Source organism: Nonomuraea typhae (genome assembly GCF_009760925.1).
GTDB classification, from domain to species: domain Bacteria; phylum Actinomycetota; class Actinomycetes; order Streptosporangiales; family Streptosporangiaceae; genus Nonomuraea; species Nonomuraea typhae.
In genome coordinates, this window is sequence record NZ_VRLV01000001.1 from 941,675 (window position 1) to 957,587 (window position 15,913).

The 15,913-nt window shown below is 73.5% G+C and carries 7 protein-coding genes; 5 read left to right on the plus strand and 2 right to left on the minus strand.

The genetic code is table 11. The features are described from left to right. Window positions 1–10: 10 nt before the first annotated feature. Window positions 11–4,621, minus strand: a complete 4,611-nt coding sequence (locus FVE25_RS04475; protein WP_157245061.1) for a non-ribosomal peptide synthetase — start codon at window positions 4,619–4,621, stop codon at window positions 11–13. After that, window positions 4,618–9,774 (minus strand): non-ribosomal peptide synthetase, encoded by a 5,157-nt coding sequence (locus FVE25_RS04480; protein WP_157245062.1) that lies wholly within the window; start codon window positions 9,772–9,774, stop codon window positions 4,618–4,620. The genes FVE25_RS04475 and FVE25_RS04480 overlap by 4 nt, the downstream gene beginning before the upstream one ends. 587 nt (window positions 9,775–10,361) lie before the next feature. Here FVE25_RS04480 and argH point away from each other — a divergent pair. The 5 genes from argH to FVE25_RS04510 all read left to right on the plus strand — a co-directional run bounded on the left by argH (window position 10,362) and on the right by FVE25_RS04510 (window position 15,871). Beyond that, the gene (argH, locus tag FVE25_RS04485) at window positions 10,362–11,897 is read left to right on the plus strand and encodes an argininosuccinate lyase (protein WP_157245063.1); all 1,536 of its coding nucleotides are present in this window, start codon (window positions 10,362–10,364) and stop codon (window positions 11,895–11,897) included. After that, entirely contained in the window at window positions 11,897–13,075 is a 1,179-nt protein-coding gene (locus FVE25_RS04490) for an argininosuccinate synthase (RefSeq protein WP_157245064.1), read from the plus strand. The genes argH and FVE25_RS04490 overlap by 1 nt, the downstream gene beginning before the upstream one ends. Window positions 13,076–13,206: 131 nt before the next feature. Beyond that, window positions 13,207–13,596, plus strand: a complete 390-nt coding sequence (locus tag FVE25_RS53710) for a hypothetical protein (RefSeq protein ID WP_181019440.1) — start codon at window positions 13,207–13,209, stop codon at window positions 13,594–13,596. A gap of 95 nt (window positions 13,597–13,691) precedes the next feature. Then, entirely contained in the window at window positions 13,692–14,573 is an 882-nt protein-coding gene (locus tag FVE25_RS04505) for a hypothetical protein (RefSeq protein ID WP_157245067.1), read from the plus strand. Window positions 14,574–14,704: 131 nt separating this feature from the next. After that, the gene (locus FVE25_RS04510; RefSeq protein ID WP_246266607.1) at window positions 14,705–15,871 is read left to right on the plus strand and encodes an esterase-like activity of phytase family protein; all 1,167 of its coding nucleotides are present in this window, start codon (window positions 14,705–14,707) and stop codon (window positions 15,869–15,871) included. Window positions 15,872–15,913: the final 42 nt, after the last annotated feature.

The window sequence follows — 15,913 nt, forward strand, 5'->3', positions numbered from 1 at the left end:
GACACTCCTTCTAGTCGGGTACGGCCGGCAGTTCGGCGACCGGCCGGTCCAGGCCGTCCGCCAGGACGTCGAGCACCCGCCGGACGTGGCGCAGCAGGCTCACGGCACGCTCGTCGGCCACCAGGTCGCGGTAATAGCTCACCTTCAGCAGCAGCGCGGGGTCCGGCCAGACGGTCAGCCGCAGCGTCTCGTCGCCGGGGCCGCCGTTGGCGATCGGGTTCCAGCCCGCCAGGCGCGACTGCAGCCGGCCGTCGAACGGGAAGTTCTCCACGACGATCTCGGAGTCGTAGAGCCGCTCGGCCTCGCCGACACCGCACCAGCGCTGCACGTCCAGCGGGGAGACGTGCTCGAACCCGCTCGCCCGCGCGTGGTTGTCCTGCAGCCCGCGCAGCCAGTCGCGGCAGCGTGCCGCGGGGTCCACGACGACCCGGCTGGGCAGCCGGTTGTTGAGGCAGCCCACGATGTCCTCGGCGCCGTCCACGCTGTCGGCCCGGCCCGAGACGACGGTGCCGAAGACCAGGTCCCTGGCGTCCAGCGCGGCGCCGAGCGCGATCGCGTAGGCGCCCTGGACGAGGGTGTGCAGCGTCAGCCCCGCCTCGGCGGCCCGCCGGTTCAGCGCCGCCGTGCGCTCGGCGGGCAGCCAGATCCGCTGGTCGGCATGGAGCGCGCTCTCGCCGGACGCGTCGAGGGCGGGCGCGGCGCCGCCCGGGCCGAGCGCGGTGCCGAGCAGGCCGCGCGGCGTCCCGGCCAGCCGCTCGGTCCAGTAGGCGCGGGCGGCGGCCGGATCGCGCTCCTGCCACCAGCGCGCGATCGCTCCGGGCTGCGGCCGGGCGGCCAGGGTGACCGGCGCCCCGGCGCGGAAGCCGTCGTGCAGGTCGAACAGATCCCCCATCAGCACCGCGAACGACCAGCCGTCGAGGCTGAGATAGGAGTAGTCCCACACCAGGTACGCCGCGCCCGGCCCCACGTCGAAGACGGTCAGCTCGACCGCGCACCGGCGCAGCGGATCGACCGGGGTGCTCCTGAGCGCCTCCAGGTGCTGCTTGACCACCAGCATGGCCGCGCCCGTGCCGGCGCCGTCGAGCTGCACCCGGCGCACGTGCAGCGCGGCGTTGCGGTGCACCGCCTGGAGCTCCCCGCCCTCGTGCGCGTGCAGCGAGGTGCGCAGCGCGGGGTGGTGCTCCACCAGCGCGTTCCACGCCAGGACCAGCATGTCCACGTCCACGTCGGTGCCGCTGATGTCGAACGCCTCGTACACCCGGTACATCCCCGGCCGCGGCTGGTGCCGCAGCCGGTTCAGCCCCCACCGCTGCATCGGCCCCGCGGGCTCGACCCGCTCGGCGTCCAGCAGCCCGGCCAGCAGCCGCGTACGGCCGGCCGCCTCGATCCCCATGTGGGTGGTCTCGGGCAGCCGGTACACCCCGGGCAGCACGGGCGTCACCGGCGCCTGGACGGCGGGCGTCCAAGTGGCCCCCAGCGCCTCGGTCAGCTCGCGGACCGTCTGGCGGGCGAAGACGTCCCGCGCGGTGAACGGCATGCCCGCCGCCCTGGCCAGCGAGACCACCCGGATGCTGGAGATCGAGTTGCCCCCGGCGGCGAAGAAGTTGTCGTCGATCGAGACGTCCTCCCGGCCGAGCACCTCCTGCCAGATGCGCAGCAGCGCCGCCTGCCTGGCGTCGGCCGGTTCCGCCGCGGCCGCCGCCGCCGTCCCGCGCACGGGTTCGGGCAGCGCGCTCGGGACCAGCTTGCCGCCCGCCGTACGCGGGAGTATGGCCATCTCGACGAGGTGGGCGGGCACCTGGTAGCCGGGGATGCGCTCGACGAGGAAGCGCCGCAGGTCCGCGAGGTCGAGCGTGCCGCCGGGGCGCGGGACCACGTAGGCGATCACCTCGTGCGAGCCGTCGGTGCGGGCCGCGCGGCAGACCACCTCCTCGACGTCCGGGTGGGCGGCCACGGCCACCTCGACCTCGCGCAGCTCGACCCGGTGGCCGCGGACCTTGATCTGGCCGTCGACCCGGCCCACGAAGCGCAGCACGCCGTCGGCGTCCACCTTGGCCCGGTCGCCGGTGCGGTACATGCGCGCGCCCGGCTCGTCGCCGAACGGGTCGGGGAAGAACCGCTGGGCGGTCGCGGCGGGCAGGCCGAGGTAGTCCCTGGCCAGGATCGGGCCCGCGACGTACAGCTCGCCGGCCAGGCCGGGCGCGACCGGCCACATGTCCGCGTCGAGCACGTAGGCGCGCACGCCGCGCATCGGCAGCCCGATCGGGATGACGGGGCCGAGCCGGCCGTCGCTCACCGCCGCGGTGTGGGTGATGGACGTGATCAGGGTCTCGGTGAGGCCGTAGGCGTTGACCACCGGAACGCCGGTGGGGCCGGTCCAGCGTTCGAGGTCGGCGACGTAGCCGGCTTCGGCGCCGATCACCACCAGGCGCAGCGACGGGGGCAGCGGTCGCGGGCGGCGTTCGAGGTCGCGGGCCCACTCGGCCCAGTAGGAGCTGGTGAAGTCGGCCAGCGTGCCGCCGCCGGCGGCGAGGACCTGTTCGAGGTCCACCGGGGCGATCTTGTTGTCCTCCAGGAGCAGCACCCCGCCGCCCAGGCACCACACCGGGACCGTCTCCTCGAAGCAGACGTCGAAGGTGAGCGCGGCGAACTGCAGGAACACGTCGCGGTCGGTGATGGCGAGCCGTTCGGCGAAGATGCCGGCGTAGAAGGCGAGCGCGTCGTGCCCGACGGCCACCGGCTTGGGCAGCCCGGTCGATCCCGAGGTGAACAGCACGTAGGCCAGCGCGTTGAGCGGCACCTGCGGCAGGCCCCTCATCTCGGTGCCGCCGGCGTCGGCGCTCTCCAGGTCCAGCCAGGTGAGCCCGGCCTCCAGGTCCAGCCGTCCGGCGATCTCCTTGGCCGCCTGCACCGACTCGGCCACCCCGACGCGCAGGTCGGCGGCGGCCACCATCGCGCGCAGCCGCTGGTCGGGCAGGGTCAGGTCGAGCGGGACGACGGCGGCCCCGGCGTACCAGGTGCCGAGGACCGCGACCGCCCAGCCCACCCCGCGCGGGAGGGCGAGCAGCACGGTGTCGTCCGGTCCCGCGCCGGTCGCGAGCAGGCTCGCGGCCAGCTTCCTGGCTCTGCGGTCCAGCTCGGCGTAGGTCACCTCGACGCCCCGGGAGGTCCTGGCCGCCATGGCGCCCGGGCTGAGCGCGGCCCGTTCGGCGATCTGCCGCGGCACCGGCACGTGGGCCGGCAGCACCGGCCCCTCGGCCCGGACCGGCCCGTACAGCAGGCTGCCGCGCCCGCCCGCGTCCAGGTCGCGCACCAGCCCCTCGCCGTCGTCGCCGGCGAAGGCGGCCAGCAGCGCCTGGTAGGCGCCGGCCAGCGCGGCGACCGTGCTCTCGTCGAACAGGTCCGTGCGGTACTCCCAGTCGGCGACCACGCCCGCGGCGGTGACCTCCACACTGAGCCCCAGCTCGAACTTGGCGTTCGTGCACGGCGTGGCCATCCGCTCGGCCGCCAGATCCGCCCCGAAGGCGGGACAGGCCGCGTCGAGCTGGTCGAGGCCGCACACCGCCTGCACGATCGGCGCGTACGCCGTCGAACGCGGCACCCGCAGCCGGTCCACCAGCTCCTCGAAGCCGACGGCGCCGTGGCTCATCGTCTCCAGCACGAGACCGCGCACCTGGCCGAGCAGCGAGTCCACGGTGTCGGCGGCGCCCACCCGCAGCCGCAGCGGGACCGTGGTGACGAACATGCCCACGGTCTCGGCGTCGGCCATGGACGTCCGCCCCGACGACGGCGAGCCGATCACCAGGTCGCGCTGCCCGGTCAGCCGCGCCAGCAGCACCGCGTACGCCGCGAGCACGATCATGTACGGCGTGACGCGCCGGACCGCGCAGGCGGCCAGGAGCCGCTGCCACAGGTCCGGCGGGATCTCCCGGCGCAGGGCGCTGCCCGCGCTGCCGCCGCCCTCCGGACGGGGCCGGTCGGCCGGCAGGTCGAGGACCTCGGGGGCCTCGCGCAGCAGGTTCTCCCAGTAGCGCAGGGCCGCCTCGTGCTCGGGCGGGTCGCCGGTGTCGCGCTCGAACCAGGACGCCGCCGCCGCGAGCGCCGGCCGCGACCCTCCGGCGTACGCCTGATACAGCAGACCGAGGTCGCGGTAGAGCACCCGCAGCGACAGGCCGTCGCAGACCAGGTGGTGCACCACCAGCACGAGCACGTGCCCGGCGGCGGACAGGCGCAGCAGGACCGCGCGCAGCAGCGGGCCGCGGGCCAGGTCGAACGGCCGGGCGACCTCGTGGGCCAGCCTGGCCCGGGCCATCTCCGGCGCGGTGTGCGGCGAGGCGGACAGGTCCACCACCGGCATCGCCGGCGTGACCGGGCCGCCGTCGGCCAGCGCGGGCCGCTCGCCGGGCACGACGTGGCCGCGCAGGACCGGGTGCCGGTCGAGCAGGGCGGTCAGGGCGCGGTGCAGCGCCCCGGCGTCGAGAGGGCCGTCGATCCGCAGGGACAGGTTCATGTGGTAGAGCGCCGCGCCGCCGTCCGGCTGCAGGGCGCGTTCCCACTGCTCGCCGAACCAGAGACCGAGCTGCGCCGGGGTCAGCGGCGTGCTGACCGGGCGGCCGGTCACGCCGGGACCCCGGCGGCGGCCACGCGACCGGCCAGCTCGGCGACGGTCGGGTGCGCGAACAGGTCGGCCACCGCCAGGTCGGCCCCGGTGGACTCCTTGATCCGGTGGCGGATCCGCAGCACCGCCAGCGAGTGCCCGCCCAGGAGGAACAGGTTGTCGTTGCGCTTGACCTCGGGCACGTCCAGGACCTCCGCCCAGATGCCGCTCAGCGTGCGCTCCAGCTCCGACCGCGGAGCCTCGTCGCGGGACGCGCCGGGCACCTGCTCGGGGGGTTCCGGCAGCCGGGCGCGGTCGACCTTGCCGGAGGTGGTCAGCGGGATCTCGTCGAGCGTGACGTACGCGGACGGCACCAGCCCCGAGGGCAGCAGGCGCCGGGCGTGCGCGTCGAGCTCTCCCGCCGGCGGCTCGCTCCCCGAAGGGCGGATGTAGGCGACCAGCGTCTGCGCGGGCGCCTGGCCGCGGACCACCACGTAGGCGGCGGCCACCGCCGGGTGCGTGGCCAGGACCTGCTCGATCTCGCCCAGTTCGATGCGCAGGCCACGGATCTTGACCTGGTGGTCCCTCCGGCCGAGGTACTCGAGCCGGTCGTCCGGCGACCAGCGGGCCCGGTCGCCGGTGAGGTAGAGCCTGCCGCCGCGCCGCCCGCCGTACGGGTCGGGGACGAACCTCTCTGCGGTCAGGCGGGGGCGGCCGAGATAGCCGTCGCAGACGCCGTCGCCGCCGATGGCCAGCTCACCCTCGACGCCGCGGGGCAGCAGGCCGCCGTCCGGGTCCACGACGTACGCCTCGACGCCGGGGCCGGGGACGCCGAGCGGCCAGGGGCGTCCGGGCTCGGAGGTGACCGGGCCGCCGGTGACGAAGACGGTCGTCTCGGTCGGGCCGTACAGGTTGCGCACCAGCGGCACGCCCGCCTCCTCCAGCAGGCGCACCAGCGGCGCGGTGCCCGCCTCGCCGGCCAGGTTCACCGCGCGCACGCCGGCCGGGATCGCGCCCTCGCGCAGCAGCTCGGCGAGCATGCTGGGCACGACGTTGACCTGCGCGGGAACCAGGCGCTCCGGCAGCGAGGGCAGCGCGAACACGTCGTCGGCCAGCACGATCGTGCCGCCCGCCGCCAGCGTCGGCAGGAGCTCGTGCACCGAGACGTCGAAGGTCAGCGCGGTGGCGGCCAGCGTGCGGGCAAGCAGCTCCTCCGGGGTCTGCTCGAGCGTCCAGCGCACGAAGTGGGCGAGGTTGGCGTGCGTCACCCGGCAGCCCTTCGGCCGGCCGGTGCTGCCCGAGGTGTACATGACCCACGCGGTCGCGGCCGGGTGCGCGGTCCGGAACGGCCGGCCGTCCGCGGGCGCCGGGCCGGTGACGTCGATCGCCGTCCAGTCGCCGGGCGGCAGCAGGCCCGCCGTACCGGGCTCGACGAGGACCGTGCGGGCGCCGGAGTCCTCGAGCATGTAGGCGATGCGCTCGGCCGGATGGGCGGGGTCGAGCGGCAGGTAGCCGCGGCCCGACAGCACCGTGCCCAGCAGCGCGATCAGCGCTTCCGGGGTACGGCGCAGCAGCACGCCGACCGGAGCGGTGGCCCGCGCGTCCGGCGTGGTCGCTCGTGCGTCCGGCGCGTCTTCTGCGTCCGGCGTGGTCGCTCGTGCGGCGGGCGCGTCTTTCGCGGCCGGCGTCCTTTCCGCGTCGGTGGCGTCGAGCAGCGCGGCGACCGCCCCGGCCCGCCCGGCGACCTCCGCGTAGCTGAGCGTCCGCGTGGTCGTGCTGATCGCGGGCGCCTGCGGTGCGCGTGCCGCCGCGGCGGCGAACAGCTCGGCGAAGGGCGTCGCGGGCGCGGTCCGGCGGCCGGTGCCCAGGGCCAGCAGGCGGTCGCGGACGCCCGGCCGGACCAGGTCCGCCTCGCCGATCCGGGCGTCGGGCCGCTCGGCCATGACGGCCAGCAGGTTCAGGTAGGTGCCCGCCACCTCGGCGATGAACTCCCGGTCGAACAGGTCGCTGTTGTACTCCCACAGGAGCGTGACGCGGCCGTCGAAGCGGCCGTCGGCGCCCGGTTCCGCCTCCGCGCGGGGGATGACGACCACGTTCAGGTCGACCTTCGCCGAGCCGTTGTCCCGCTCGTACACCGTCGCCGAGCAGCCCGGCAGCTCCAGGTCGGGCATTCTGGCGTCGTTGGCGCTGAACATGATCTGGAAGTACGGGTTGGCCGCCGGGTCGCGGTCGGGGTTGAGCGCCCGCACCAGCTCCAGGAAGGGCAGCTCCTGGTTGGCCGTGGCCGCGCGCACGGTCTGGCCGCTGCGCCGCAGCAACTCGGCGAAGGACGGCTCGCCCCCGGCGTCGCAGAGCAGGACGACCGCGTTGACGAACATGCCGATGACGTCCTCGGTCTCGGCGAGCTGCCGGTTGCCGAAGGCGGAGCCGATCGCGAGGTCGTCCTGGCGCGTGTAGCGCCACAGCGTGGCGTAGAAGCCGGCCAGCATGGCGCTGAACAACGTCGTGTGCCGGTTCCTGGCCAGCTCGCGCAGCGCGGCGACGGTCCTGGCGGGCACTTCGGCGCGGACCATGCCGCCGGCGAAACTCTGCGGGCGCGACCTGGGCCTGCTCGTGGGCAGCGTCACCGCGGGCGGGCTGTCCGCCAGGACCGCGGCCCAGTGCTCACGCCGGCGGCGCATGCCCTCCCCGGCCAGGGCGCGCTCCTGCCAGCGCGCGTAGTCGGCGTACTGGACGGCGGGCTCGGGCAGCGTCGCGGGCACCCCGGTGACCTCGGCGGTGTAGGCGGCGCGCAGCTCCTTCATCAGCAGCCCGAACGACCAGCCGTCGTGCACGAAGTGGTGCTCCACCAGGATGATCTCGTGGGTGGTACGGCCCAGCCGTACCACCGTCCAGCGCACCAGCGGCAGCTCGCCCAGGTCGAACGGCGTGGTCATCTCACGCACGACCAGCTCCTCGACCCTGGCCCGCCGTTCGTGCTCCGGCACGTGCGACAGGTCCACGAGGCGGATCGGCATCGGGCCCGTGGCGTGGACGCGCTGGTAGGGGATGCCGTCGGCGTCGTGGAAGGTGGTCCGGAAGATCGACTGGCGGGCGGTGATCGTGTCGGCCGCGCGCTGGAGGGCGCCGAGGTCGAGGTCCCCGGCCACCCGCATGGTCGTCTGCGCGTGGTAGGCGATGTTGCCGGGGGAGAGCCGGTCGAGGAACCACACCTGCTGCTGTTGCGCGGTCAGCGGTACCCGGTCGTCGTCGCCGCCCCGCTCGATCGGGGGCAGGCCGTCCGCGTCGCCACGGGCGCCCCGGTCCACGAGCGCGGCCAGGTCGGCGACCGTGGGATGCGCCATCAGGTCGGCGACGGTGACCTCGGCCGGCCAGCGGGCCCGGATCCGGTTGGCGATCTGCACCGCGGCCAGGGAGTGCCCGCCGAGGTCGAAGAACGAGTCGTCCGCGCCGATCCGGTCCACGCCCAGCGCCCGGCTCCAGATCTCGGCCAGCGCGAGTTCGGTGGCGCCCGCCGGCGCGCGGAACGGGACGTCCTCGGCGCGCCGCCACAGCTGGGAGCCGGGCAGCGCGGCGGCGTCGACCTTGCCGCTGGGCAGCAGCGGGAGCGCGTCGAGCACGACGTAGCGGGCGGGCAGATGGCCGGCGGGCAGGGAGCGGGCCAGGTGCTCGCGCAGCCTACCCGCGGTGGGCACGCTGCGGGAGTCCACGGGCACGAGGTAGGCGACCAGCAGCGTCTGGCCCTCGCCTCCGGTCTCGGCGCGCACGTGGGCCGCGGCCACCTCGGGGTGGGCGGCCAGGTGGCGGACGACCTCCTGGGGGTGCACGCGCTGGCCGCGGATCTTCACCAGGTCGTCGGCCCGGCCGAGGATCCGCAGCACGCCGCCGGGGGCCAGGGCGCCGCGGTCGCCGGTGCGGAACAGCCGTGCTCCCCGGCGGCCCGGGCGGGGGTCGGGGACGAAACGGTCGGCCGTGAGCCGCGGGTCGCCGCGATAGCCGCGGGCCAGCCCCAGGCCGCCGATGTACACCTCGCCCTCGCCCGTCCGGCCCTCGCTGCCCCGGTCCTCGCCGGTCTGGTCGTGGTCCGTGCCGAGCAGGACGATCTCGGTGCCCGCGACGGCCGTGCCGACGGGCAGCGTGGCTCCGGGGTCGGCCGCGTCCGCCCCGGTCAGCGGGTGGGTCGCCGAGGTCACCGCGGTCTCGGTGAGGCCGTAGGCGTTGACGGTCTCGACCTGGCTGAACCGCCGCCAGGCCGCCAGCGTCGCGGCCCGGCCCATGTCGCTGCCGATGACGAGCAGGCGCAGGCTGTCCGGTACGGCGCCGCCGTACTGGTCGAGGTCGCGCACCCACTGCTCCCAGTAGGGCGTGGGCAGGTTGGCGACGGTGACCCGCTCGGTGGCCAGCAGGGCGGTGAGCTCCTGCGTGGACGGGGCCGTCGCGGGGGTGAGCACGAGCGCGGCCCCCGCGAGCAGGGCCGGGAAGATCTCCTCCAGGGCCACGTCGAAGCCGACGCCGGCGAACTGCAGGACCCGGTCCCCGGGGCGCAGCGCGTAGGCCGCCCGGACGGCCGCCGCGTGGGCGGCGAGCGCGCGGTGGGGGATCTCGACGGCCTTCTGCGTGCCGGTGGTGCCCGAGGTGAACATCACGTAGGCCAGGTGTTCGCCATGCGGCGCGTGGGGTGTTTCACCTGGCGGGAACGTTCCCACGGACGGCGCGGAGACGGTCTCGGGGAGCAGCGGGACGCCCGCCCGCGCGGCCACGGCGGTGCCTGCGGAGTCGGTGACGCACAGGTCGGCGGCGGCGAGCATGCGCAGCCGGCGGCCGGGTGGCAGCTGCGGGTCGATCGGCAGGAAAGCGGCGCCGGACAGCAGCACGCCGGTCAGCGCGGCCACCAGCTCCGCGCCCCTGGGCAGCATGACCGCGACCACGGTCTGATGGTCGGCGGATGCCGCCGGACCGTCCGTGCGGGTGTCGGCGGATGCCGCCGGGCGGTTCGTGCGGGTGTCGGCGGATGCCGCTGCGCCGGCGGTGCGGGCGGCGATGCGCAGTGCCTGATCGTGCAGGTCGCGGTAGGTCAGGTTCGTGGTGCCGGTCCGGATCGCGAGGCGCTCGCCGCCGGTGCGCAACGACTCGGCGAGCGCGGCGCACAGGGTGGCATCGGCCGGTTTGGTGTCCACACAGCCTCCTTGGTCGTCAAACCGTGCTCAAGCAACGCCTGGCTCGTGAAAGACGGGAACGCAGGGCCCATGGCGGGAGCCGTGCGCGGCGTTGAACCGCCTCACCGGGCATAGGCGAACCGCCGCCCGAAACTTCGGATGTCCTTTACTGGATTTCCGTGACATCCGCTCGCCGAAATACGACGGAGAACCCCGGCATCGACACGGGATCTCATGGCTGATTTGCCGGTTCGTTCACCGAACCAGATAACGACCAGGACCGATACGCACTTACCCCCTGCCCTCATTTCCGAGCCACAGCAGAGCACAGCGGGTTGTCGGCCAACAAGAGTGCGAGACCTTTTCGTTATTGTCAATAATTACCCCTAAATGGAGGCTTGTCGGATTCTGGGTTGTGGGGTAAGCGCTGGTTGAGGGGCGATCGGTGCAGCCTATCGGCCGGTTTTATCCGGACAACTAACCATTGACCGGCCTGGAACGGCTGGTGCACTATTCAGGCGGCGTCGTCCGGGTGGGGGATTGTGTGCCGGCGGCAGGCTGCCATTTTTCGCCTGGTGTCATTTATATGGTGATCTAAGGAACGGCACGTGACAGACAAGTTATGGGGCGGACGCTTTGCCGAGGACATCACTCAGGAGGTTCTCGACTACACGCTGACCGTCGACGTCGACGAACGGCTCGTCTTCGCCGACCTCTGGCAGGACCTCGCGCACATGCTGATGCTCGGCGCAAGGGGAATCGTCACCGGCGAGGTCGCGCAGGCCGTGCTCGGCTCGCTGCTACGGCTCTGGGACCGCGCCGAGCGGGGTGAGCTGCGGCTGCGCCCCGAGCTCGAGGACGTGCACTTCAACCTCGAGCAGCAGGTCATCGAGGAGCTCGGCCGCGAACGCGGCGGCCACCTGCAGACCGCCCGCTCGCGCAACGACCAGGTCTCCACCGACACCCGCATGTACCTGCGGCGGATCCAGCTCGACGCCGTCGCGGCGAACCTGGACCTGATCGGCGAACTGCTCGCCTTCCCCGAGACGGACCTGCTGGCGATCCTGCCCGGCTACACCCACAGCCAGGCCGCCCAGCCGATCTCCGTCGCGTTCTGGAAGAGCGCGCACGCCAGCATGCTCCTGCGCGACGTGCGCCGGTTGCGCGGCGCGTTCGAGCGCACCGACGAATGCCCGCTGGGCGCCTGCGCGCTGGCCGGCACCTCCTTCCCGCTCGACCGCGAGCTCACCGCCCGGCTGCTCGGCTTCGGTGGCGTGCTCAGCCACGCGCTGGACGCCACCAGCGCCCGCGACTACCTCATCGAGAGCGCCGCCGCCTTCGCCGTCGGCGGCAACAACCTGTCCCGCATGGCGGAGGAGATCGTCATGTGGAGCGGCCACGAGTACCGCCTGGTCGAGGTCGCCGACGCCTACGCCACGGGCAGCTCGATCATGCCCCAGAAGAAGAACCCGGTGGTCGCCGAGCTGGCCAGGGGCCGCGCCGGGCGGACCGCGGGCACGCTCGTCCAGCTCCTCACCATGGCCAAGGGCGTCACCCTCGGCTACAGCTGCGACCTGCAGGAGGACAAGCCCTATCTCTGGCACGCCATCGACGCCTACCTCTCCACGCTGCGCATCGTCACCGGGCAGACCAGAGGGCTGCGCTTCGACGGCGCCCGCGGCGAGCAGCTGTGCTGGGACAACTTCTCCACGGCCACCGAACTGGCCAACCACCTCGTCACCGCGCACGGCCTGCCCTTCCGCGAGGCGCACCACGTCAGCGGCGCTCTCGTCGCGGCCCTGCTGAAGCGCGGCGCCACGCTCAGGGACACGGCCGCCGCCGCGGAGATCCTCGGCGAGCTGGGCCACCCCGTGGACGAGCCCGTGCTCGCCCGCATCTTCGCGCCCGCGGCCGCGGTGGCCGGCTACACCAGCCCCGGCGGCACCTCACCGCGAAGCGTCACGGCGGTGCGCGCCGAGCTGAGTTCCGCCGCAGAGTCCCACGCCGCCTGGCTCGGCGCGGCCCGGCGGCGGCTCCGCGACGCTCAGGAAGCCACCTTCGCCGCGGCCCGCGACGTCGCCGCCGGAGCCGCGATCGCCAAGGCCCTCGACCGCATCGCCCCCTCGCTCAACGGAGAGCAGTGATGAAGATAGTTCTGGCGTACTCAGGCGGCCTCGACACCTCGGTGGCCCTGCACTGGCTCAAGCAGCGCTACGACGCCGAGATCATCGCCTTCTGCGCGGACATCGGCCAGCTCGAGCCCTTGGAGACCGTGCGGGAGCGGGCCCTGGCGACCGGCGCGTCGAAGGTGTACATGGAACCGCTCACCGACCGGTACCTCAGGGACTTCGCCCTGCCCGCCCTGCAGGCGCACGCGCGCTACGAGAACAAGTACCTGCTGGCCGCGCCGCTCTCCCGGCCCCTGATCGCCCAGCGGATGGTCGAGATCGCCCACGCCGAAGGGGCCGAGGCGGTCGCCCACGGCGCCACCGGCAAGGGCAACGACCAGGTGCGCTTCTTCACCAGCGCGACCGCGCTCGACCCCGGCCTGAAGGTGCTGGCGCCGGTCATCGACTGGGAGCTGACCAGCCGGGAGGCGGAGCTGGCCTATGCGGACGAGCACGGCATCGAGGTCTCGGTCAGCAAGGCCAAGCCGTACAGCATCGACACCAACATCTGGGGCACCAGCATCGAGTGCGGCGAGCTCGACGACATCAACCAGCCGCCGCCCGGGCACGCCTGGCAGCTCACCGCCGACCCCAGGACCGCCCCCGACCGGCCCGAGCGGGTCACGGTGGGGTTCGAGGGCGGGGTCCCCGTCACCCTGGACGGCGACAAGCTGGACCTGGCCGCCCTCGTGACCCGGCTCACCGGCCTCGCCGCCCGCCACGGGGTGGGGCGCATCGACATCGTCGAGAGCCGGATCGTGGGCTTCAAGACCCGCGGCATCTACGAGGCGCCCGCGGCGACCGTGCTGATGGCCGCGCATGAGGAGCTGGAGGCGATCATCTTCGACCGCGAGACCCTGCACCACAAGCAGGGGCTCGCGCAGCGGTACGCCGAGCTGGCCTACTACGGATACTGGTTCTCCGACCTGCGGCGCGCCCTGGACGGGTTCGTCGCCACGCTGCAGCCGCAGGTGACCGGCGAGGTGACCATGGAGCTGTACAAGGGCGGCTGCACCGTCGTCAGCCGGCACTCGCCGAACTCCCGCTACAGCGACACGCTGGCCACCTACGAGGCCGGCGACACCTTCGACCATCAGGCCGGAGCGGGCTTCGCCTACGTGTGGTCGCTGCCCATCCGCGGCTCGCATCGCTGATCCGCACCGTGCTTTGTTGCTGAAACAATTCGCTGACCTGGGCATTCCTCGGTCATGGCGCTGCTTGCGTAGTCAGCCGGTTACTCCTGAGGTGCGAGCCGACTCGGGCTCGCCGACCGAAAGGACTACGCATGAAGAGCACCCTGGTCAAGGCCGGCCTGGCCGCCGTTCTCCTGGCGGGCGCGACGGCGGCCGCCGCCACGCCCAGCGCAGCCGCCACGGCGGGCGCGGCCGTCGCCCTGCGGCCGGTCAACGTCGACTGCGGGTGGGTCACCTGCAGCCTCTACTTCAGCCGTTCCCTCACCAAGCGCATGACCACCCCCTACGAGGCCGCGGCGTCGCTCAGCGGCCTCTGCCCCCACATCGCCTGCAAGGCGTTCGGCGCAGCGGCCGGCGTCCTGGCCTTCAAGGCGAAGGAGGCCGCGGGCAAGAACCAGTGCCTGCGCGTCCGCTACGAGCGCTTCACCTACAAGGTCGTGGGGCTCTACTCCGACGGCAGCAGGCACTGCCACGACTCCTAGCGCGCGGGTAACCGGCCCGGCTACGACGGTGGTTGTAGCCGGGCCGCCTCTCCGGGGCGGATGCCTGTCCGGGCCGCCCCGGGCAGGCTGGCCTCATGTCGGGTTATCAGCGTTTCGGGTACGGCGTGGCCGCGCTCCTGCTGGCCAGCAGCGTGTTCCACGGAGTGGTGTACGTCGTGGACGGCGGCGCCTGGGAGGGGCCGGTGTCGTGGCGCAAGCCGATCCTGTTCGGGTTCTCCTTCGGGGTGACCCTGCTCAGCCTCGTCTGGATCGCCGGGCGGTCGCGCCTTCGCCCGCGGACCGGCCGGCTGCTCGTGCTCACCCTGGCCGTGGCCAGCCTCGCCGAGACCGCGCTCATCGATCTGCAGCGCTGGCGCGGGGTGCCCTCCCACCTCAACTTCGCCACTCCTTTCGACACGATCGTCTCCGCGTGCCTGGCCGCCGTCGCGATCCTGGGCCTGATCCCGCCGATCATCGTGCTCGCCGTGCTCGCCTGGCGGCGCTTCGACGGCTCGCCCAGCATGCGGCTGGCCGTACGGGCGGGGCTGGCCTCGCTCCTGCTCACGCTGGTGTCCGGCGGGCTGCTCATCGCCAACGGCCGGGCCATCGGACTGCCGCCCGAGGCGACCGATCTGTCGATCTTCGGTGCGGCCGGGCAGCTCAAGGTGCCGCATGCGGTGAGCCTGCATGGGGTGCAGGCGCTGCCGGTGCTGGCGTGGGTGCTCACCATGACCGGGTGGAGCGAGGCGGCCCGCGTCCGGCTGGCGGGGCTGGCGGCGGCGGGGTACGGGGGCGTGGTGCTGGTCAGCATGCTGCAGGCGGCCGGCGGGCTGGCGCCCGCGGATCTCACGGTGGTTTCCGGAGTGCTGTTGCTGGGGGCGGCCGGGGCATTGACGGGCGCGTCCGCCGCCACGCTGGTGAAGGTGCGGATCCGATCCCCTAAAAAGGGTGTGGAATTCTCTGGGGAATACAGGTAGTTCATATTCCCCGAAACACATCTCTGCTGGACAGAGCACTGATCTCCGTACATGTCACCCGCCCGCGTGGACATTCTCGTGAATTCGCGATCTCATGATCCTGTTTCCATTCCCCGGAAGAGGAGAATCGCGTGCATAAATCCCGGAAAATCACCCGAATCGCCGTCGCATTCGCGGCGGCGATCGTGCTGGCGGCGACGGATGCAGGTCCGTCGGTCGCGGCTCCGGCGGACGAGTCCGCCGGAGGTGTCCGGATCACCCGCTTCCTCGGCGAGCAACGCCTGCCGCACCGGATGCTGTTCGGCGGCACCACCGTGGGCGGCCTGTCCGGCCTCGACCGCGACCCGCGCACCGGCGCCTGGTACCTGATCTCCGACGACCGCTGGCGCTACAACGCCGCCCGCTTCTACACCGGCGAACTCGCCATCGACCCGGCCACCGGCGCGTTCACCGGCGTGAGCATCACCGGCGTCACCACGTTGCGGCGCCCGGACGGCAGCCCCTACCCGGCCTACGGCCGGCCCGAGTCCGCCGACCCGGAGACGATCAGGTTCGACCCGCGCCGCCGTACCCTGCTGTGGGGCCACGAGGGGGACCGGCCCGATGAGCGCAACCCGGGCATCCCGCTGTCGGACCTGTTCATCCGCCGGGCGGACACCCGCGGGCGGCACCTGGGCGAACTGGCCGTGCCCAGCAACCTGCACCTGACCACCACGGCCAACGGCCCCCGCCGCAACCTCGGGATCGAGGGCCTGGCCCTGGCGCCGCGCCGGATCGCCGCGATCGCCGAAGGGCCGCGCTACGAGGACGGCGAGCCGCCCGCGGCCGGGCGCGGGGCGCCGGTCCGCCTCACCCTCTGGACGCGGGGCGGGCGGCCGCTCGGCCAGTACGCCTATCCGGTCGATCCGCTGCCGGGGACCCCGGTTCCGCCTGACGGGCTCGCGGACACGGGTGTCTCGGAGCTCCTGGCCGTCGACGACCGCCGCTACCTGGCGCTCGAGCGCGCCTGGCTCGAAGGCGTGGGGTATCGGGTCAAGGTGTACCAGCTCGACGTGCGCGGGGCGACGGACATCCTGCGCCGCGACAGCCTGGTGGACGGCCGGCCGTACCGGCCCGTGACCAAGCGGCTGGTGCTCGACGTGACCTCGCCCGCGCCCGCGCAGAACCTCGAGGGGCTGGCCTGGGGCCCTCGGCTGGCGACGGGCGAGTGCACGCTGGTCATCGCCTCGGACGACAACTTCGACGCGGGCGAGGCCACCCAGTTCCTGGCCTATGCGGTGCGTGGCTGTCCCGCATAGGTTCTACGATCGGTAGAAGTTCTACCCGTTGTAGAAGCTGGC

What these genes read in the sequence shown, in the direction of transcription:
- FVE25_RS04490 (WP_157245064.1), top strand. Translation starts at nt 11,897, where the DNA reads ATGAAGATAGTTCTGGCGTACTCAGGCGGCCTCGACACCTCGGTGGCC.
- FVE25_RS53710 (WP_181019440.1), top strand. Translation starts at nt 13,207, where the DNA reads ATGAAGAGCACCCTGGTCAAGGCCGGCCTGGCCGCCGTTCTCCTGGCG.
- FVE25_RS04505 (WP_157245067.1), top strand. Translation starts at nt 13,692, where the DNA reads ATGTCGGGTTATCAGCGTTTCGGGTACGGCGTGGCCGCGCTCCTGCTG.